This is a genomic window from Aliivibrio sifiae, from assembly GCF_002954705.1.
In the GTDB taxonomy this organism is placed as follows: domain Bacteria; phylum Pseudomonadota; class Gammaproteobacteria; order Enterobacterales; family Vibrionaceae; genus Aliivibrio; species Aliivibrio sifiae_A.
This window is the reverse complement of the sequence record NZ_MSCO01000002.1, coordinates 928,033-949,028: the sequence shown is the minus strand read 5'-3', so window position 1 is coordinate 949,028 and position 20,996 is coordinate 928,033. Positions and strand designations below refer to the sequence as shown.

Genomic DNA, 20,996 nt, shown 5'->3' with positions numbered 1-20,996 from the left:
ATTAATGGAGTAGATAGCATTATGTCTATTAGCAGAAGAAGTTTTCTAAAAGGTGTTGCAACAACAAGTGCAGTATCTTTAGTAGGTCCAAGCCTACTAATGTCTTCAAAAGCAAACGCCGCTGAAACAACTGGCACATGGCGTATGTCTGGCTCACACTGGGGTGCGTTCCGTGCGCACATCTATGGTGGCAAAGTACAAGAAATTAAAGCGTTAGAAATGGATAAGCATCCAACAGACATGTTGAATGGTATCAAAGGCATTATTTATAGCCCAAGCCGTGTTCGTTACCCAATGGTACGTCTAGATTGGCTGAAAAAACATAAGTACTCAGCTGAGACTCGTGGTAACAACCGTTTTGTACGTGTCACGTGGGATGAAGCGTTAGATTTATTCTACCGTGAGCTTGAGCGTGTTCAAAAAGACTACGGTCCATGGGCGCTTCATGCAGGTCAAACGGGTTGGAACCAAACCGGTTCTTTCCACAACTGTACTGCTCAAATGCAACGTGCTGTTGGTATGCATGGTAACTTCATCAAGAAAGTAGGCGACTACTCGACGGGTGCAGGTCAAACAATCATGCCTTACGTTCTTGGCTCTACAGAAGTGTACGCACAAGGTACTTCTTGGTCTGAGATCATCGAGCATTCAGACAACATTATTTTATGGGCAACAGATCCAGTTAAAAACCTTCAAGTAGGTTGGAACTGTGAAACTCATGAATCTTATGCTTACCTTGAGAAGCTAAAAGAAAAAGTGGCAGCAGGTAAAGTAAATGTACTTTCTGTTGACCCAGTGAAAAACAAAACACAGCGTTTCTTACAAAACGATCACATGTATTTGAATCCACAAACTGATGTGGCGTTCATGCTAGCTGTGGCTTACACGCTATACACTGAGAATTTGTACGATAAAGCATTCATCGATACTTACTGCCTAGGCTTTGACGAGTTTATGCAATACGTACTTGGTGAAACTAAAGATAAAGTAGTTAAAACTCCTGAATGGGCTGCTGAGATCTGTGGCGTATCACCTGAGCAAATTCGCGAGTTCGCGAAAATGATGGCAACGGGTCGTACACAAATCCTATTTGGATGGTGTATCCAGCGTCAACAACACGGTGAGCAACCGTACTGGATGGGTACCGTTCTATCTGCAATGACAGGTCAAATCGGTCTTGCTGGTGGTGGTGTATCTTACAGTCACCACTACTCAAGTGTTGGTGTTCCTTCTACTGGTTTTGCAGGCCCTGGTGGTTTCCCACGTAACGTGGACCAAGGTCATGAGCCTAAGTGGAATAACAACGATTTCAATGGTTACAGTAATACTATTCCTGTAGCGCGTTGGATTGACTGCCTATTAGAACCAGGTAAAGAAATCCGTTATAACGGTAATAAAGTTGTATTACCTGATTTCAAAATGATGGTTATCTCTGGTAATAATCCTTGGCATCACCACCAAGATCGTAACCGAATGAAGAAAGCGTTCCAAAAACTTCAAACGGTTGTAACGATTGATTTTGCTTGGACTGCAACGTGTCGTTTCTCTGATATCGTACTTCCAGCATGTACGCAATGGGAACGTAACGATATTGACCAATACGGTTCATACTCTGCGCGTGGCTTAATTGCAATGCACAAGCTTGTAGACCCTCTATATCAATCACGATCTGATTTTGAGATCATGACTGAACTGACACGTCGTTTTGGCCGTCATAAAGAATATACTCGCGGTATGGATGAGATGGAGTGGGTTCGTTCACTTTATGCTGAATGTCGCACAGCAAACGAAGGCAAATTTGATATGCCTGAATTTGATGTATTCTGGGAAAAAGGCGTTCTAGACTTCGGTGAAGGTAAGCCATGGGTTCGTCACGCTGATTTCCGTAAAGATCCTGAAGTTAATGCACTAGGTACACCTTCTGGTTTCATTGAAATCACAAGCCGTAAGATTGCGCGCTTTGGTTACGAAGAATGTCAAGGTCACCCAATGTGGTTCGAGAAATCGGAACGTTCACATGGCGGTCCAGGTTCTAAAGAACACCCATTCTGGATGCAATCTTGTCACCCTGATAAGCGTTTGCATTCACAAATGTGTGAGTCTGAAGAGTTCCGTGCAACTTACGCTGTTCAAGGTCGTGAGCCGGTATACATTAACCCTCTAGATGCAAAAGAAAAAGGCATCAAGAGTGGTGATCTAGTTCGTGTATTTAATGGTCGTGGTCAGCTTCTTGCTGGTGCTGTTCTTACTGATAGTTACCCTCGTGGTGTTATCCGTATCGAAGAAGGTGCATGGTACGGTCCACTAAATGAAAAAGTGGGTGCAATCTGTACTTATGGCGATCCAAACACACTGACGCAAGATATTCCATCATCTGAGCTTGCTCAGGCGACATCAGCGAATACATGTCTAGTTAACTTTGAGAAATTCAAAGGTAAAGTTCCACCTGTAACTTCATTCGGTGGTCCAATTATTGTTGAATAAGACAATAAAAGTTAACTAATTAAAAAGCACCTATATTTAGGTAATGCCAGTCAGTTAAGCGAACATCAATAAAAACAAGGGCTTCAGACGAATTTATTACAATCATTCTGGAGCCCTTGTTGTATCTATCTTTCACTCTCTTAACGGGTACTTTGCCATATCTATTAGACATTGAATAAATAGTGCATAATTACTCAATAAAGTGACTAACTGATCGGCATTACCTATATTTAGGTGCTTTTTTTATATATATCATTCATATTTTAGTGACTAAGTATTATTAAATTTATTATATCTGGTTTCTTATATTTGGCATTTTTATAGTGCATTATTTTTATCGAAACTCATGCTATTTTACTATGAGAATTTCAATATATGTATTATTCTCTCGCCGAAAATTTCACACAGGTGAAATGCTTAGAGTAGAGCCAGAATGCTGCAAAAATTATTAATGAATCTAAAAACAAAGTATCAAATATTAATGCCAGTTTTAGCGACAATTATTGTTATGATAATCGCTATATTTTTAGTTAACCAAAAACTAGAATCGACAAACCGTAATGTACAAATTTCAGAATACAGAAGCACTCAATTAAGTAACGTGTCTGTTGCTGAGTCACGCTTACTTTTCTTAAGATTAAGCGTGTCTGCAAGTTTTACTGATTTTGGACTATTAAAGGCGATTGATTTTGATGGTATATCATCAGAATTACGTTCAAATTTCACAAGTATGGTTGAGCAGCAAAGAACGCTGCAACAAATTGGTGCGGCGGCTAAATCGCCAGAAGTCTTACAGCAAGAAGTGAATGAGATTTTATCTCAAATTAATAAGTATAAAAAACTAGCGAGTAAAATTGCCGAACATAATGATGCCAAAGTTGAAGAATGGGGAAACTCTATTTATTTGACTACGCCAATTCAACAAGCGAGTGAATTAATATCAGCATCAGATCTAAATGAAGAAGCGAAAGCTTATTGGAATAAAATTCTTCCAGAGGTATATAACAGCGCTGGTAGTATTGAAATTCAAATGACGTCTTTATTTAATGACGATTTATATACATCAGTAAGCAAAGCATCAAGAATCGATATTGTTAATCGAGAATTTGAAACGTTAGCTAAACTTATTGCCCCTTTAGAACATGAAGGCGCAAAAAAAATAATGATGGATGCATTTAAATCTCAATCAGATATGAATGCGATTCTTTGGAACGCAACAACAAGTATTAATCAGCACAAGCAAGAGATGATTAATCTTGGCGGTATCATCTATGAAGAGTTAAACAAAGAAAAAGAACGCTTGTCGTCAATGAACCAGAAAATTTCGTCAATGAATATGAATTTGATTTCAGAAAGTCAAAATTTACTGTTTATTTCGATAGCGATTACGGTAATAGTTTCATTGATTATTGGTGTTATTATTGCTCAAGTTGTAACCAAACCAATTTTGATTCTTCAAGAACAAATGTCTGATATTTCAAATGGTCGTTTAGATTCGCTAAACCATCAATCAAACGAAAATGAAATTGGTGAGTTATGTAAGAATACAGATAGCACGGTAATTCGACTTCAAGAAATGATCAGTAGCTTACGTAATGTGGGTGAAGAGGTATCATCTTCTTCAACAGAACTTGCAGCTATTATGGTACAGAGCGAAGCAAATGCATCAGATCAAAAGTCACAAGTGGATTTAATTGCCGCAGCAATTACTGAACTAGCGGCTTCTGCAAATCAAGTTGATGAGTCTGCAAACCAAGCAGATATCAAAGCAAGAGAAGTGCTTGGAATGAGTCGTGATGGTGCTAAATCTGCATCTGAAGGGGTTAAGTTAAGTAAAGATTTAGCCGTTCAAATGGATGGTACATCAAGCGAAGTGATGATTTTAAAAGATCAGACCGACCGTATTAGTGAAGTGATTACTGTTATCGATTCTATCTCAGAGCAAACGAACTTATTAGCATTAAATGCGGCGATTGAAGCAGCACGAGCTGGTGAAAGTGGTCGAGGTTTTGCTGTAGTTGCTGATGAGGTGCGTGTACTTGCGGCTAAAACGCAGCAATCAACACAAAATATTCAAAATATCATTAACGACTTACAGCAGAAATCATTGAATGTGGTTGACGCTGTAAACCAGTCAATAGATATGATTCACAAAACGGCTCAAATGAGTATTGATACAAATAATCAGTTATTAAATATTTCAGATTCTATCGAATCGATTTCTCAGACAAACTCAGAAATGGCAACGGCGGCGAATGAGCAAAACAGAGCCATTGAATCTATTAGTGAAAACGTGAATGTTATTACTGAAAGTATTAACCAAAATGTGGAGGGCATTCGAGAGTCAACTCAAGCTAGCCAACACTTGTCTGAGTTATCAGAGAATCAAAGAGAACAATTGTTGTTTTTTAAATTATAAATAATAAGTAACTAAAGAGGCTGGTATATAAATATCAGCCTCACGCTTCTTCCTTTTATTTTATCCGCTTAAAGTCTTGCCTTTTTCTTGTTAGTATTGATTGTCTCCTTAATCGTAGTATTCTATGTGAATTAAAGCGTTAATTGATTGAGTTAGCGTAGAAAGTAACAATAGGAAGTACATGATGAACCCATTATTTTTCTTATGTGGACAAGAAACAATTCCTGTTCAAAATGATTTAGTTTATGAGTTACAGAACGATCAAATAACCATGCGTTTTGCTGGCATTCACAACTCCCCAATTAATGATCATTTCCTAGTCTTACAATTTCCAACGCAACTTGAGCATGATGCTAAAATTTTAGGTGATGGCTTTCAAATGCTTGCTCAAACGGCTGGCCAAGTTGATACGCTAAAAGATATTGGTCGTTGTCCTGATAATAATTCGAGCTATCGTTTGTACCCTGAAAGTGCGAAAAAACGATTTTATAACTACTTAGTCGTTGAGCAATCAAATGGTTTTACTTTGTTTGGCTTCACTTCTTGCTACCGTTTTGCTGGGTATTTTGAAATTCATGAATACCAAGGTGATATGAATGTAATGGCTTTTCTTGATGGTGAGCATACACGACCACAAGATTGGGCAAGTAATCAAATGGAAGCAATCACGGTTATCAATGCCGATTCCCTTGCTGAGCTTTATGAGCTTTATGCTGTAAAAATTCAAGAGAAGCACCCAATTAGGCCTGGTGTTAAAAAGAATGCACCAGTAGGTTGGTGTTCTTGGTATGCCTATTACGCAGAAGTGACTGAAAAAAATGTACTCGATAATGTAGAAGTTATGTGTACAGAGCAACAAGATTTTGAATGGGTGCTATTGGATGATGGTTATCAAGCATTTATGGGAGATTGGTTAACACCATCAGAGAAATTCCCAAACGGCATTAAAGCACTACTTAAAGAGATTAAAGATAAGGGTAAAAAACCAGCGATTTGGATGGCTCCATTTATTGTACAACCAGAGTCAGAAGTCTTTAAAAATAATCCAGATTGGTTTGTACGTCATGAAAATGGTGAGTTATTAAAAGCGGAAGATATCACTTATGGAGGTTGGCGTTGTACACCTTGGTATATTCTTGATACCTCAAAGCCAGAAGTTCAAAGGCACTTAACAGAAGTTATTCATACCATGCAAGAAGAGTGGGGGGTTGAGTTATTTAAACTGGATGCAAACTTCTGGGGATGCTTAAAAGGGCATCGTATTCAATCAGGAATTACAGGGATAGAAGCTTATCGTTTAGGAATGCAGGCGATTATCAATGGTGCTGGCGATGCCTTAATTCTTGGCTGTAATGCGCCAATGTGGCCATCTCTTGGTCTTGTTGATGCTATGCGTATTTCAGATGATGTTGAACGTAACCCAGAGCGCTTTGAGCAAATTGCAAACGAAATATTTTATCGCAGTTGGCAACATCGTAAGTTATGGCAAATAGATCCTGATTGTTTAACGTTAACATCTTTGTCGAATCAAGGTACTGAAAGAAAGTATTATGAGTTTCATCGAAATGTCATTCTAGCGTCTGGGGGGCTGGCATTATCAGGAGACCCACTACCAGAGCTTAATAATTTTGCTAAAAAGACATGGAAGAATTTGCTTTCCCGTCTTCGATTAACTCAAGATTCAGCACAATTTAAATCGTTATCAAATCGCCATTGTAGCTTGCGATTAAACCATCAACATGAACTGCATTGCGTATTCAATTATGATGATGAATTAATAGAGCATACATTAGTAGCTGACCAGCCATCCATTTGGCGTGATTTTTGGACAGGTGAGCAATTAAACGAAGAACCAATGCAAATGTTATCACTGACATTAGAAAATGGTTTAAGTAGTAGAGCTATTTTGGTTTCTAATTAAAAGCGTTTATATCACTTGAAATTAGAGGAGGGGTATTTCAACAGAAGGAATACTCCTTTTTTATAAAAAGATCTAAAATATCCAAGAATATTGTATTTAAGAAATTTTTTTCTCAATAACGAAATTGTTTGAGTAACGACACTATTTGAAAAGGCTCCATCTTGCCAACACTCTAAGTAAATTTCATCTTTGGTGTAAATTTTATTTGGATTACTATAAAAAAGAAATAATAAATTTGCTTCGTTGAGGCTTAGCTTTACTTCATCACTGTGATTATTTACGAGAACAACTAAGCTCTCATAATCAATAGTCATGTTTATCGTTTCTATTATTTCTTTTTTATTCATAGAGATTAATTAGCACTCAATCTTAGGTGTTGCTGCACTGATGCGCTGTTTTCTATCGTGTGTTGGAGCATCAAAGTGACTTTCTAACAAACGTTGTGTGATTGAGTGTTGAGGCTTAGCAAATACGTCTTGAGTGGCTCCTTTCTCTACGACTTCACCTTCATGCATTACCATTACCTTGTCTGTAATGTGTTTTACAACTCCAATGTGCTGCGATACATAAATAAATGAAATTGCCATTTCTTGCTGAAGCTCTAAGAACAAATTAATGATCTGAGAACGCATAGCCATATCTAATCCGTTCAATGCCTCATCTGCCACAATGATAGAAGGTTGCAATATCAACGCACGAGCGAGACACACACGTTGTTTTTGGCCTGTTGCAAGCATTTGCGGGTAGAAGTAAGCATGTTCAGGTAATAAGCCAACACGTTGCAAGGTGTCTTTTACTCGTCGTTCTCGAGCTTCTGGTGACATGCTTGTATTACGTTTTAATGGGCCTTCTAAAATTCGACCAATTTGAATTCGAGGATTTAACGAAGAGTTTGGATCCTGAAAAATCATACGAATAAGCTTACAACGAGTTTTAAAGTCTTTGTAATCGAGCACTTCGCCATTAACTTTTATGATGCCAGAGGTTGGTTCAACAACACCTGCTAGCATACGAGCAACCGTGGATTTTCCTGAGCCGTTAGCGCCAATAAACCCTAAGGTTTGGCCTGCTTCTAAAGAAAAACTAACAGGCTTTACGGCCTCTTTAATTTGTTTACGAAACAAGCCTGTGCGAAATACATAGTCTTTTTTAAGATCAGTAACTTCAAGAAGCGCAGTCATTTTTCTTCTCCTCAAAATTTAATGGGAAATGGCAGCTAAATTTATGGTCTTTCACTTTTCTACCTTCAGGAACTTCAACACATTTACGTTGAGCATAAGGGCATCGAGGACCTAAGCGGCAACCAATAGGTAAATGCTGTAACGGAGGAATGGTTCCTGGCAAAGATTCCAACTTAGCTTTATGAGGGATCCCATCTTTACTAAAATCTGGCATTGCACGTAATAATGCATTGGTATAAGGATGCTTTGGTGCCTCAAGGATCTCTTTGCGGCTAGCAGATTCAACCGATTGACCGCAATACATTACGGTAATTCTATCAACCCACTGTGTTAAGGTGATTAAATCATGGCTAATTAGCAGAATTGTTGTGTTGTTAACCTGATTCATGCGGCTCAACAAACGGAATATTTGTGACTGTGTCACCGCATCCAATTCATCTGTTGGCTCGTCGGCGATTAAGATACGTGGTTTATTGGCAATTGCCATAGCGATCATTACTTTCTGGCATTCACCATCTGTAAGTTCATAAGGGTAGCATTTCATAATTCGCTTATGATCTTTAATTCCCACTTTATGAAGCAGTGCGATTGCGCCTTTGGTTCGCCAATTCCAACGTTGCCACCAATTACCAGTAAAGTACTTGGATGGGATAGCTTCTTTAAGTTGGTTGCCCACTTGTTCTGATGGATCAAGACAAGTTGATGGCTCTTGGAAGATCATCGCCATTTCACGACCAATAACACGGCGTCGTTCTTTTGGAGATAAAGCGAGTAGGTCGATATTCCCCAAACGCATCCTGTCTGCGCTGATCTTCCAGTTATCTTTAGTGATCCCTAAAATGGCTTTTGCGACTAGAGATTTACCTGAGCCAGATTCACCAACAAGACCACGGATTTCTCCTTCATTTAGAGTCAGGCTCATGCGGTCAACCGCTTTTACCATTCCTTGAGGGGTTTCTAACTCAATGGTTAAGTGGCGAATGTCTAATAATGGCATTATTCTGTCCCCGCATTTAATGCGCGTTGAATCCCATCACCAACTAAGTTAATGATAATCACTGTGAAAGTAATGACGATACCCGGTAAGGTTACAGTCCAAGGGGCAATATAAATAAGTTCAATTGAATCACCTAAAATAGCGCCCCATTCAGGGCTTGGGGCTTGTGCGCCTAACCCTAGAAAACCTAAGGCGGTGATATCTAAAATCGCCACAGAGAAAGCAAGAGTCATCTCTGCCACAATGATAGTAAGGATATTGGGTAACACAGAGTTCCATAATAGATAGAAATCATTAGCACCGTCTAAACGAGCAGCCAAAATGTAATCTTTTTCCATTTCATTATGTACTGCAGTATAAACAGCTCGAATAAAACGAGGAATAAGGGCAAGCCAAATTGCTAATAAAATATTGAACTCGCCAAAGCCTAAAAATGCAACAAAGATAATCGCAAGTAATAATGAAGGGATCGATAAAATTGTATCAAGAAGATGATTCAAGATGCTTGATAACAAGCCTTTTGTCATACCTGCAAAAATACCAATAACGCAACCGACAAAGCCAGAGAGCAGGGCGACGATAACGGCATAACCAAACGTGAGTTGTGAGCCAATAAGCAGTCGAGATAAAATATCGCGACCTAAATCATCGGTTCCTAAGAAAAAAGTAACATCCCCTTCAGAGCTCCAAGATGGCGGCATTAATAGGTTTTCAGATTGCCATTGTGGGTCATACGGACTTAACCATGGAGAAAAAGTGGTAATAATGATGATCAACAATAAACACCAAAACCCGAACATGGCTAATGAATTAGCACGGTAACTCAACCAGAAACGCTCTATTTGAGTAGGGATGTGTTCCTCTTGATAAACGCTATTTGAGAGCATAGAACTCTTTCCTTACTAATGGGTTTACGGCGGCACCTAATAAATCCGATAAGATATTAGCCAATAGAATAAATGACGCTACAGTAATAACACCAGCTTGAATCGCAACAAAATCTTGATTAATAATCGCATCAAGCAGCCAACGCCCGACCCCAGGCCAATTAAAAATTGATTCTGTTAATATTGCCGCGGTAAATAAGCCTGATAACTGAATACCAAGTTTTGGTATGATTGGAGGAAGAGCATTACGGATAATATGCTTTACCATGATCTCAAATTTCGATAACCCTTTTGTATGAGCGACCTTAATGTAGTTTTGAGTAATCACCGTTGCTACTGAAGAACGCATTAAACGAATGACTTCTGTCATAGGAGCAATAGACAATACTAGCGTGGGTAAGATTAAGTGCTGAATAATATTTTCTAGCATTTCCGCACGATAAGGAGATTTAGATGCCAATACATCGATAAATACGAATCCAGTGGTTGCATCGAATTCATACAATAAACTATAGCGGCCAGAAACAGGGGTAACCCCTAAATGTAAACTGAAGAACATTAATAATATCAATGCTATCCAGAATAATGGCATTGAGTATCCTAACAACGCAATAGAGGAAACAATGGTATCTGTGGGTTTGCCTTGACGCATACCAGCAATAGTACCGATCGGTGTGCCAATGATTAGTGCAATGAGAAAGGCAAAGAAACACAGTTCGATAGTGGCTGGAAAAACACGTAGAATTTCATCAAGCATGTTTACGCCATACTGATTAACGCCTAGGTTTCCATTTGCTAACTCACCTAAATAGGTTACCCAACCAGAGAAAAAAGAGGTTTGAGACCATGCTGAGGTTGCATCAAGGCGTAAGATATTGAAACCGATCAAAGTCAGGATCAATAGCGTAATAATGAATAAGTTAAAACGTCGAATTGTATAAATCCACATTATTCTTCCTCCTTAATTCTTACAACATCATGGAAAGAATATGTATTAAATGGGCTCAAGGTAAACCCCTTTAATGAAGCTTGATTCGCTTGATATTTGATGCCATGAGCAAGAGGGATAATAGGTAACTCTTCGTTCAATAAATTTTGAAGTTGGCGGTAAATATTGATGCGATAACGAGGTTGGTTGGTTTCTTTTGCAAGATCCAATAATAAATCAAACTCTTCATTACACCAATTAGCCACACCAAACCCAGCTTGTTTTGCATTACAAGAGAGTAGAGGCCTAAGCATGGAGTCAGGATCTGAACTGTTGGCGTTCCAGCCAGTAAGTACTAGATCAATATCATGAGCAATAAGTTCGTTACGGCTTAATAAATCGCTTGTGATGAGCGTTAAGTTAATGCCAATTTTAGAAAAATCACTTTGTATAATTTCAGCTGATTTTTTAGGGCTAGGGTTATAAGAGTTATTGTCTAAAGGAACCCACATAATTAGATCGAGTGGTGTTTTAACTCCTGCTTCTCGCAATAAGCCTTTTGCGTAGTTTAAATCATAGCGGATAAATGAACTGTCGTTGCCATAAGCCCACGATGCCGGTGGAAGAATTGATTTCGCTTCGATACCTGAATTGTAATACACCGAGTTAATTAAGCTTGATCGGTCAATCGCAAAGTTAAGAGCCTTACGAACGCGCTGATCTTGTAATAATGGATTTTGTGTATTGATAGCAATAAAAGCAACATTGGTCGCTGTTTGTGAATACAGCGTAAGTTCATCATTTTTGATAATGATTGGGAGCTGGCTAGATATCGGATTCACAACAACATCACACTCTTGGCGTAATAGTTTTGCTAATGATCCTGTACCACGGCTTGATATGTCAAAGACGACTTGTGACATTTTAGCTTTGCCTTGCCAATAATCATTGTGTCGTTTTAAACGTACCATCTCATTTTTTTGAAATTGAGATAACTTAAAAGGACCAGTACCTACAGGAAGTAAATCAATCATATTTTTATCATCAGATGCTGCAAGTTGCTGAGCATATTCCTCTGAGAGTATAACGGCATAAGAGGTCGCTAAAGAGGATAAAAAAGTATTATCTGGTGAAGAAAGCGTAAATTGAACTTGGTGTGGATTGATAGCTTTAACAGACGTTACCGTTTGAGAAAAGTTGATGCTATCGAACCATGGGTAATTCCCAGAATTAACGTTATGGTATGTGTTTTCTGGATCTAAAATACGATTAAAACTAAAGACAACATCATTAGCGTTAAGAAAGCGTGTTGGTGTAAATAATTCCGTCGAATGAAAAGCGACGTTTGGCTGTAAGGTAAAAGTATAAATCGTTCCACTATCATCAACTTGCCATTCACTTGCTAAGTTAGAAGATGGCTTTTGGGTTATAGGATCAATAATAAGCAAGCGATCATAAATTTGAGCGCTAATAGCTTCAAGAATGCTATTTTCATCAGATATTTGTGGGTTAAAGACATCCACATCTCCAGACTCACAATAAATGAATCCTGTTTCATGAATTGTTTGTTTAATCCCCGCATCATAACAACCGGAAAGAGTAAACAATCCTGTTGCAGTTATGAGTATGCGCGCAATAATCTTCATAATGACCGCAGCTTTTATCAATTTTAATTAATGAACCTGTCATTTTATACCCAAGTGACTGGTTCTGCACTTAAATATCTAAGATTATCCTCTGTTTGTGTCTAAGATTTGATGCTTTTTTAATAATCCTCGAAATTGGTGATAAGTAATGCCTAATTCTTCAGCAGCTTTGCGTTGATGGTGTTGTGTTTTAAGTAGTGCCTGTTCTAACAGGTATCTTTCTTGCTCACTTTGAAACTGTTTTAAATTCAAAGGTAATAAAGCAGTATGAGTTTGTTCTTCTTGAGTGTTGATTATAGCTGAAGCTGGCGTTTTCACTTGTTCGCTTTCCCAAGGAGAGATAAAAGGATTAAGTTGGATAGATTCAATTTGTGCTTCTTCATGATTATGTTTAAAGACCGCCCGTTCAATACAGTTTCTTAGTTCTCGGACATTACCCGGCCAATCATAATCTAAAATTTGATGCTGAGCGTAGCGTGAAAAACCAGCAAAATACGCTAAATTCATTTCTTGGCACATCTTGATGGCAAAATGCTCAGCAAGAAGGAGAACATCTTGCTCGCGGTATCGTAGAGGGGGTAAATGAATTACATCAAAAGAGAGTCTATCTAATAAATCGGCTCTGAATTTCTTTTCTGTCACCATCTCTTGCGGATTTTGGTTGGTTGCACAAATCAAGCGCACGTCTGCCTTGAGAGTTTGAGACCCACCCACGCGTTCATATTCACCATACTCAATCACACGAAGCAGTTTTTCTTGCACAGTTAATGGGGCAGTAGTTAACTCATCTAAAAATAGAGAACCGCCATCAGCTCGTTCAAATCGACCTTGATGACGCTGTTTTGCTCCAGTAAAAGAGCCAGCATCATGACCGAACAACTCTGAATCTAAAGTGCCTGAACTTAGCGCTGCACAGTTTAAACTGACTAAAGGTTCATCCCAGCGCTTTGACAGAAAGTGAAGGCGTTGAGCGATTAACTCTTTCCCTGTTCCTCGTTCGCCAAGAATAAGAATCGGTCTATCAATTGTGGCTAATTGAGAGGCATGATCTAATGCAGATAAAAACGCGTCAGACTCACCAATTAAACTGTCTTTTCTCATACCTCACCGTTTGAGCTGTGGTCAAAATGACTAAATTATGGTTATTTTAATCATAGCTTAAAAGTGTTATGCCGTCGATTTTCTGTAACTTATTGATTTGTAATGTGTGAAAACTTGGCATGCATTATGTAATAGTCATAATAGGTTTAGAACAAATGAATTTGGATTAAAAGAGGAATAAATTATGGGTATTTTTTCACGCTTTGCAGACATAGTTAATGCTAACGTTACTTCATTATTGGATAAGGCTGAAAATCCAGAAAAGATGATCCGTTTGATCATTCAAGAAATGGAAGACACATTAGTAGAAGTTCGTACTGCATCAGCAAAAGCAATTGCAGATAAAAAAGAGCTAACACGTAAAATTGGTTCAATTGAAGCACAAGTCACCGATTGGCAAGAAAAAGCAAGTTTAGCTTTGATTAAACAACGCGAAGATTTAGCGCGCTCAGCTCTGATAGAAAAACAGAAAGTTCAAGATGTGCTATCAAGCTTAAAAACAGAATTTATTCTTGTAGAAGAAAGCATTGAGAAGTTGACCACAGAATTAACCGAGCTAGAGACTAAACTGACAGAAACACGTGCTCGCCAACAAGCATTAGTGATCCGTCAACAAACAGCGCAGCACCGTAACGACATTAAAGCGCATACGCATTCTGGTAAAACAGAACGTGCAATGGCAAAGTTTGAACAATATGAGCGTCGTATTGACGAATTGGATGCAAAGGCAGACACTTATTCAATGGGTAAAGCGAACTCACTAGAACAAGAATTCGCAGAGCTGCAAGCGCAAGATGAAATTGAAAAAGAATTAGAGCGCCTAAAAGAACAAATGAAAAAAGACGCATAATCTGACTGAACATAAATTACTAAGGAGAAAACAATGAGCGGCTTTTTTGCTTTCCCATTGGTTATATTTTTTATTTTTGTTGCACCGTTATGGTTGTTTTTGCATTACCGAAGCAAAGGTAAAACAGCACAAGGTTTATCGCATGAAGACACACAGTTACTTAAAACAATGACGGAACGTGCGGATAAAATGCAGCGTCGTGTTGAAACATTAGAGAAAATTTTAGATGCAGAATCCCCGAGTTGGAGGGAGCGCTAATGTCAAAAGAACTGTATAGAGATACTCGAAACGGAAAAATTGGTGGCGTCTGTGCTGGCATTGCTCAGTACTTTGGTATTGAACCTTGGATAGTGCGTATCTTAGTGGTATCGGCTGCTTTATTTAGTGCAGGCTTTCTTGTCATGTTGGCGTACTTTGCTGCTATGTTGTTTTTAGATAAAGCACCCGTTGAAATGTATTACCGAACAGAAGAGAAGCGTGAACACACGGTAAAAAGTAAGCCGTGGCAAGCGGGGCAATCACCATCAGAAGTGATTAAACGAGTCGATAAAGACATGGCGAGAATGGAAGAGAAAATTCGTCGAATGGAAGGGTATGTAACGTCTTCTGAATATAAAGTTCGCCGCGAATTTCGTAATCTTTAACTAAATAGTCATCAATTAAGACTTTGTTCATGGGGTGTTCAGATTCAGTTCTGTACACTCCATTTGTTGTTTGTAGTCATTTGAAAAACACAAAGCGAGAAGAAAATGAGTAGATTAACCAAAGAAATGAATAAATTAGTCAGTCGCAGCATGGATCGTCACGTCAAGTTAGCGGTTACAGGGCTATCGCGTGCAGGTAAGACGGCGTTTATTACCTCTTTGGTTAATCAGTGCTTACATGCCGCTTCAAGTGATAAGTTGCCTTTGTTATCTGTTGCTCGTGAAGGTCGAATTATTGGGGCCAAACGTATTCCTCAATCAAATCTTTCTATTCCTAGCTTTACTTATGACGAAGGGATGGATTCATTACTTGCTGAGCCTCCAGCATGGCCAGAGCCAACTCGAGATGTGAGTGAATTGCGTTTAGCCATAAAATTCAAACCTAAATCAGGGTTGCTAAAACATTTACAAGACAACGCAACCTTGCATGTTGATATTGTTGATTATCCGGGAGAATGGTTATTAGATTTACCGCTTTTGGATATGGATTATTTAGCGTGGTCTAAACAGCAGCAGTCGAATCTTACAGGCCATAGAAAGGTATTGTCTGAAGCGTGGCTACAAGAAGCGAAAAAGCTCGACCCTTTGGCGCTAGTTGATGAAAAGCAACTGGCTCATATTGCGGATCTGTTTACTCAGTATCTGCATGATTGTAAAGATTCTCAAGGATTACATTGGGTACAGCCGGGTCGATTTGTATTACCAGGAGAGTTGGCTGGCGCGCCTGTATTACAGTTTTTTCCATTTATGTTCTTACATAAATACACCGAAGATGAATTATCAAAGGCAAGTAAAGATTCGAATATTGCAGTGTTAAAAAAACGCTATAAACATTATCAACAACATGTGGTGAAAAAGTTTTATAACGAGCATTTTAGACATTTTGACCGCCAAATTGTCTTAGTTGATTGTTTACAGCCATTAAATGCCGGTGAGCAGTCGTTTAATGATATGCGCCAAGCGGTTGATCAACTGATGCATAGCTTTCAATATGGCAAAAGTTCAATGCTTAAGCGTCTGTTTTCACCAAAAATTGATAAGGTATTGTTTGCCGCAACCAAAGCCGATCATGTGACACCTGAGCAACACCCAAATATGGTGTCTTTGTTGCAGCAGATGATCCACCAAACATGGCAAGAAACGGCGTATGAAGGCATCAAAATGGAATGCATGAGTATTGCGTCGATTCAAGCAACCACTGCGGGAATGATCGATGAGGGTGGTGAGTTGTTTGCCGCTATTTCGGGAATGAGTTCTGAGCAACAGCCATTAATGATGTTCCCGGGTGAAGTGCCAAAACGGATTCCAAGCAAAGCCTACTGGGAAACAAAGCCTTTTAATTTTATGAGTTTTCAGCCTTTAAAGAATGAAAGTGATAAGCCACTGCAACACATCCGAATGGATAAGGCGATGCAGTTCTTATTAGGAGATAAGTTAGTATGAGTGAGTTAAAAAAGCAGCGTATCTTTCAAGCATCTCCTCAAGATCTAGAGCAAGATACCGAAATCGTTGATAACCTTCAAACTCAAAAGCTATTTGAAGAGAGTGTTAAATTTGTTCCTCAAGCTATCGAAGAAGAGGAATTGGATGGTGTGGATATTGAAACCCCGTTAATCAAAAAGAAAACTCATTGGAGTGTTAAAACGTTAGTTGGTGGTTTCCTTGGTTTAACGGTGTGGCAAAGTGTTGATCATGTGGTAACTGCCATTCAATCGGCTGACTTCTTATCACTGGGTTGGGCTGGGTTAATTAGCCTTGCAGCAATCATGGGGGTTAGCGCAATTGGTCGTGAATTATGGACATTGCGTAAGCTTAAAAACCGAGCAGAAATTCAACATCAAGTAACTGAGTTAATTGAAGGGAATGGTATTGGACAGGCCAAACCGTTTTGTGAAGACTTAGCAAAAAAAGGATCGACCACTCATACCGTTGAATATACGCGTTGGAAAAACAGCATTGAATCACATCATAATAACGCTGAAGTGTTTGAAATGTATGACAGCATGGTGGTGGCAGAGCAAGATAAGCGTGCAAAAGCATTAATCAGTAAACACGCCAGTGAATCGGCATTAATGGTGGCAATAAGTCCATTAGCCGTCGTTGATATGTTACTGGTTGCATGGCGTAACATTCGATTAATTGAGCAAGTTTCCCAAGTATATGGAGTTGAGCTTGGCTACTGGGGACGTTTGCGTTTGTTTAAAATGGTATTACAAAACATGGCGTTTGCAGGGGCAACAGAAATGGCAACGGATGTTGGTGTGGATATGTTATCTACTGGGCTTGCCGGAAAACTATCAAGCAGAGCAGCACAAGGCTTAGGTATTGGTTTATTAACGGCACGTTTTGGACTAAGAACCATGAACTTAATGCGCCCATTACCATGGCAAATTGGCGAAGCGCCTAAACTTTCTGATATGCGTAAAACCATCGTTGCTCAATTAGCATCCAAATTGAGCTCTCAAAATAAGAATTAACTAACACAGTTAGCATTCTCATAAAAAAGCATACTATTTACAAATCGATTAATGATAGTATGTCGCCATTAGTCGGGGAGCCATTAGGCTGAGATCGCAATAGCGAACCCGTTGAACCTGATTCAGTTAGTACTGACGTAGGGAACTAATGGTCCTTTTGATACGATCTTTTCGATCCGTTTCTTTTGGTGAGGTCTCGCGTTTATACGTATTTTATTCTCACTCGACTGTTTTTCCCGACCGTTAGTTAGGGAAAATAAGTATGCCTTCATTAAACAACACCGAACTTTTATCTACATTATCTTCTACCACACCGATTGTATTAACCATTGCTGGATCTGACAGTGGTGGTGGTGCTGGGATCCAAGCTGATATTAAGGCCATCTCTGCAACTGGTGGTTATGCTTGTTCTGTTCTTACCGCATTAACGGCTCAAAATACCCAAGGTGTTACGGCTATTTATCCAATCAGTGGTGAATTTGTTGAGCAGCAGCTTGATGCCGTCTTTTCTGATTTAAATGTTATTGCCGTTAAGATAGGAATGCTCAGTGATTCTGATGTCATTCATTCTGTCGCAAAAAAAATCAAACAATACAAACCCCAATATCTGGTCGTTGATCCTGTCATGGTGGCAACCAGCGGTGACCTTCTTCTGCAATCTTCTGCTATTGAAAGCCTTAAATCTGAGCTCCTTCCTCTTGCTGATGTGATCACGCCAAACCTTCCAGAAGCCGCTGCATTAATTGGTAGCAAAGTTCCTCAAAATGAAGATGAAATGGTCGCTATGATCAATGAACTTCGCCTATTAGGTGCTAAATCAGTACTGTTAAAAGGTGGACACTTAGAAGACGACTCTAACAGCACAGATTTATTTATTTGTGCTGATGCAGTTGAGCGTTTATCAATGGCACGTATCGAAACCCGTAATACTCACGGAACAGGCTGTACTTTATCTTCTGCTATTGCTTCGTATTTAGCTCAAGCTCATGAATTACAAGCTGCTGTGACACTAGGTAAGCATTACATTACTCAGGCGATTATCCACGCTGATGAATTAAATATTGGTCAGGGGCATGGCCCTGTGAATCACTTCTTTGCGTTAAATACGAAAGGGTAAGTGATGAATAACAGCATCGGTGCCGTTATTTCTAATGCTACTTTGCAATATAAAGATGGCTACAGCCCTATTATTTCTGGGTTGAATATGACGATCCCTAAAGGTAAATGGACGGCGATACTCGGTAAAAGTGGTTGCGGTAAAACGTCGATTCTTCGTTATTTGGCAGGGTTACTGTCAGATAAGGTAGTGTGGGCGGGTGATGTTCATATTGAAGGGAAAGAAAGCTTAGAAGGTAATATTGCTTACATGGCGCAGCAAGATTTATTAATGCCATGGTTGAATGTGATTGATAACGTTTGTTTTGCTCATAAGTTTTCTGCTGATCTTAATAACGACAGAGTTCGTGCCATAGAGTTACTTCAACGTGTTGGCTTAGAAGGTCATGAGCAAAGTATGCCGTCACAATTATCGGGCGGGATGCGTCAGCGTGTGGCGTTAGCTCGAACATTAATGCAAGACAAGCCAATGGTATTAATGGATGAACCTTTTTCTGCGTTAGACGCGGTGACTCGTTATCGACTGCAAGATCTTGCTGCTCAAGTGCTAGAAGATAAAACTGTTTTATTGATCACTCATGATCCACAAGAAGCATTAAGATTGAGTGACGCGGTTTATATTATGCAGGGCCAACCAGCTTCAGCGGTCTCTTTAGCGGTACCAAGTTCGCAGATACCTCGCAAGATAAATGCAGAACTGGCTGCGCTTCAGCAACAAATAATTGATACGTTAGAGGTCGATTATGTCTAAATCTATTCTGATAAATCAAACGTCATTAACGACCAATACTATTACCGTAAAACCGTTGCAACAAAGTATTAGCTCTATGATAAGAGTCTTGATTAGTGTGGTTATTATCCTCGGTTTATGGCAACTCATTGTGGTGGTTTTTGCTTTACCTAGTTTCATTTTACCTAGCCCATTGGCTGTCTTTAGTAAATTAATAGAGCGATACGATGTACTACTTACTCATTCATGGATAACGGCTCAAGAGATTTTATTTGGTCTTGGCTTGGGTCTTTCTATGGGTTTGTTATTTGCGCTTCAAATGCTGTTGTTTGATCCACTTCGACGTTGGTTATTACCCATTTTAATCGCGAGCCAAGCGATCCCTGTTTTTGCTATCGCGCCTATTTTGATGTTGTGGTTGGGTTATGGTATCGCGTCAAAAGTGGTGATGGCCGCCTTGATTATTTTCTTTCCTGTAACCACCTGCTGTTATGACGGGCTGCGAAATACCCCAAGTGGTTACCTTGATTTAGCCCACACCATGGGTGCCTCAAAATGGCAATTACTTAAATATGTTCGCCTACCTGCGGCTTTACCTGCTTTAGCATCTGGCATCCGTGTCGCTGTCGTTGTAGCGCCTATTGGAGCTGTTGTTGGTGAATGGGTAGGTTCAAGTGAAGGACTCGGTTATTTAATGCTGCAAGCGAACGCTCGAATGATGATTGATGAAATGTTTGCTGCGTTATTCATTCTCGCAGCGCTATCGGTCAGCTTGTATTTTCTTGCAGACGTATTAATAAAAAAACTCATACCGTGGCAACACGACAAATAATTTATAAGTAAAAAGGACTCAACGAAAAATGAAAAAGGTATTAATTAAAGGAGCAGCGGCTCTTATCCTTTCAAGCTACTCCATGATGGCAAGTGCGGAAGATAAAGCAATGACACTTATGTTGGATTGGTTTGTAAACCCAAATCATGGGCCAGTGGTTATTGCACAACAAAAGGGTTATTTCAAAGACGAAGGCTTGAACGTTACGATTCAAGAACCTGCGGACCCAAGCATGCCTGCGAAATTAGTGGCGGCAAATAATATTGATTTAGCGATTTCGTACCAAACCAGCTTAACCATCGATGTTGCTGTAGGCTTACCGTTAATTCGTTCTGCCACCCTGATTGCCACCCCTTTAAATACCTTAATGGTGTTGGATAACGGTAAGGTTAATTCCTTAGCTGATTTAAAAGGTAAGAAAATAGGTATTGCGATTGCGGGTAATGAAGAAGCCACTATTGGAACCATGCTAAAAACAGAAGGTGTGGACTTTTCAGAGGTCAATATTATCAATGTTGGTTGGGCGCTTTCTTCGTCGTTAGCTTCAGGAAAAGTAGATGCGATTTGGGGAGGGTTACGTAATTTTGAAACCAATCAATTAGCACTAGAAGGCTATAAAGCGAAATCCTTCTTCCCAGAAGAGCATGGGGTGCCGTCATACGATGAATTAGTGTTTGTTGCAAACGCAAAAACGTACGATGCCGATGCGTTAAAGAAATTTAA

19 protein-coding genes and 1 riboswitch are annotated in these 20,996 nt (G+C 39.3%); of the genes, 12 read left to right on the top strand and 7 right to left on the bottom strand.

Translation table 11 applies throughout. The features are described 5' to 3' along the window. The first annotated feature begins 21 nt into the window (after positions 1-21). The 3 genes from torA (at position 22) to BTO22_RS15240 (ending at position 6,824) form a co-directional block, all read left to right on the top strand. Entirely contained in the window at positions 22-2,484 is a 2,463-nt protein-coding gene (gene torA / locus BTO22_RS15250) for a trimethylamine-N-oxide reductase TorA (protein ID WP_105056207.1), read from the top strand. A gap of 433 nt (positions 2,485-2,917) precedes the next feature. Continuing rightward, positions 2,918-4,903: a methyl-accepting chemotaxis protein gene (locus BTO22_RS15245; RefSeq protein WP_105056206.1), complete on the top strand. Its 1,986-nt coding sequence runs from the start codon at positions 2,918-2,920 to the stop codon at positions 4,901-4,903. 181 nt (positions 4,904-5,084) lie between these two features. Further along, positions 5,085-6,824, top strand: coding sequence for a glycoside hydrolase family 36 protein (locus BTO22_RS15240; RefSeq protein ID WP_105056205.1), 1,740 nt, complete (start codon positions 5,085-5,087; stop codon positions 6,822-6,824). An 11-nt stretch (positions 6,825-6,835) separates the two neighbouring features. Here the strand turns inward: BTO22_RS15240 and BTO22_RS15235 are convergent, their stop codons facing one another. The 7 genes from BTO22_RS15235 to pspF all read right to left on the bottom strand — a co-directional run bounded on the left by BTO22_RS15235 (position 6,836) and on the right by pspF (position 13,564). After that, positions 6,836-7,171: a winged helix-turn-helix domain-containing protein gene (locus BTO22_RS15235; protein ID WP_105056204.1), complete on the bottom strand. Its 336-nt coding sequence runs from the start codon at positions 7,169-7,171 to the stop codon at positions 6,836-6,838. Positions 7,172-7,180: 9 nt separating this feature from the next. Then, positions 7,181-8,005: a peptide ABC transporter ATP-binding protein gene (locus tag BTO22_RS15230; RefSeq protein WP_105056203.1), complete on the bottom strand. Its 825-nt coding sequence runs from the start codon at positions 8,003-8,005 to the stop codon at positions 7,181-7,183. Next, a complete protein-coding gene (locus BTO22_RS15225) occupies positions 7,989-9,002 on the bottom strand; it encodes a peptide ABC transporter ATP-binding protein (protein ID WP_105056202.1) in 1,014 nt (337 codons plus the stop codon). Before BTO22_RS15225 ends, BTO22_RS15230 begins: the two co-directional genes overlap by 17 nt. Continuing rightward, entirely contained in the window at positions 9,002-9,889 is an 888-nt protein-coding gene (sapC, locus tag BTO22_RS15220) for a putrescine export ABC transporter permease SapC (RefSeq protein ID WP_105056201.1), read from the bottom strand. The genes BTO22_RS15225 and sapC overlap by 1 nt, the downstream gene beginning before the upstream one ends. Further along, a complete protein-coding gene (locus BTO22_RS15215; RefSeq protein ID WP_105056200.1) occupies positions 9,876-10,838 on the bottom strand; it encodes an ABC transporter permease in 963 nt (320 codons plus the stop codon). Before BTO22_RS15215 ends, sapC begins: the two co-directional genes overlap by 14 nt. After that, positions 10,838-12,463 (bottom strand): ABC transporter substrate-binding protein SapA, encoded by a 1,626-nt coding sequence (gene sapA / locus BTO22_RS15210; protein ID WP_105056199.1) that lies wholly within the window; start codon positions 12,461-12,463, stop codon positions 10,838-10,840. The genes BTO22_RS15215 and sapA overlap by 1 nt, the downstream gene beginning before the upstream one ends. 84 nt (positions 12,464-12,547) lie before the next feature. Next, on the bottom strand, positions 12,548-13,564 hold the full coding sequence (pspF, locus tag BTO22_RS15205; protein ID WP_060992268.1) for a phage shock protein operon transcriptional activator: 1,017 nt from the start codon (positions 13,562-13,564) through the stop codon (positions 12,548-12,550). A 184-nt stretch (positions 13,565-13,748) separates the two neighbouring features. Between pspF and pspA the strand changes: the two genes are divergently transcribed. The 9 genes from pspA to BTO22_RS15160 all read left to right on the top strand — a co-directional run. Then, the gene (pspA, locus tag BTO22_RS15200) at positions 13,749-14,414 is read left to right on the top strand and encodes a phage shock protein PspA (RefSeq protein WP_023603015.1); all 666 of its coding nucleotides are present in this window, start codon (positions 13,749-13,751) and stop codon (positions 14,412-14,414) included. 33 nt (positions 14,415-14,447) lie between these two features. After that, positions 14,448-14,672, top strand: a complete 225-nt coding sequence (pspB, locus tag BTO22_RS15195; RefSeq protein WP_012551815.1) for an envelope stress response membrane protein PspB — start codon at positions 14,448-14,450, stop codon at positions 14,670-14,672. After that, the gene (gene pspC / locus BTO22_RS15190; protein WP_017021854.1) at positions 14,672-15,058 is read left to right on the top strand and encodes an envelope stress response membrane protein PspC; all 387 of its coding nucleotides are present in this window, start codon (positions 14,672-14,674) and stop codon (positions 15,056-15,058) included. Before pspB ends, pspC begins: the two co-directional genes overlap by 1 nt. Before the next feature lie 105 nt (positions 15,059-15,163). After that, positions 15,164-16,561, top strand: a complete 1,398-nt coding sequence (locus BTO22_RS15185) for a YcjX family GTP-binding protein (protein WP_105056198.1) — start codon at positions 15,164-15,166, stop codon at positions 16,559-16,561. Then, the gene (locus BTO22_RS15180; protein ID WP_105056197.1) at positions 16,558-17,595 is read left to right on the top strand and encodes a YcjF family protein; all 1,038 of its coding nucleotides are present in this window, start codon (positions 16,558-16,560) and stop codon (positions 17,593-17,595) included. The genes BTO22_RS15185 and BTO22_RS15180 overlap by 4 nt, the downstream gene beginning before the upstream one ends. Positions 17,596-17,658: 63 nt before the next feature. Beyond that, a riboswitch (TPP riboswitch) is annotated at positions 17,659-17,756 on the top strand. Positions 17,757-17,857: 101 nt separating this feature from the next. Continuing rightward, positions 17,858-18,712, top strand: a complete 855-nt coding sequence (gene thiD, locus BTO22_RS15175; protein WP_105056196.1) for a bifunctional hydroxymethylpyrimidine kinase/phosphomethylpyrimidine kinase — start codon at positions 17,858-17,860, stop codon at positions 18,710-18,712. A gap of 3 nt (positions 18,713-18,715) precedes the next feature. Continuing rightward, the gene (locus BTO22_RS15170) at positions 18,716-19,462 is read left to right on the top strand and encodes an ABC transporter ATP-binding protein (RefSeq protein WP_105056195.1); all 747 of its coding nucleotides are present in this window, start codon (positions 18,716-18,718) and stop codon (positions 19,460-19,462) included. Next, the gene (locus BTO22_RS15165) at positions 19,455-20,273 is read left to right on the top strand and encodes an ABC transporter permease (RefSeq protein ID WP_105056194.1); all 819 of its coding nucleotides are present in this window, start codon (positions 19,455-19,457) and stop codon (positions 20,271-20,273) included. The genes BTO22_RS15170 and BTO22_RS15165 overlap by 8 nt, the downstream gene beginning before the upstream one ends. Positions 20,274-20,301: 28 nt before the next feature. Beyond that, positions 20,302-20,996, top strand: a 695-nt coding sequence (locus tag BTO22_RS15160; protein WP_105056193.1) for an ABC transporter substrate-binding protein, incomplete at its 3' end; no start/stop codon positions are given.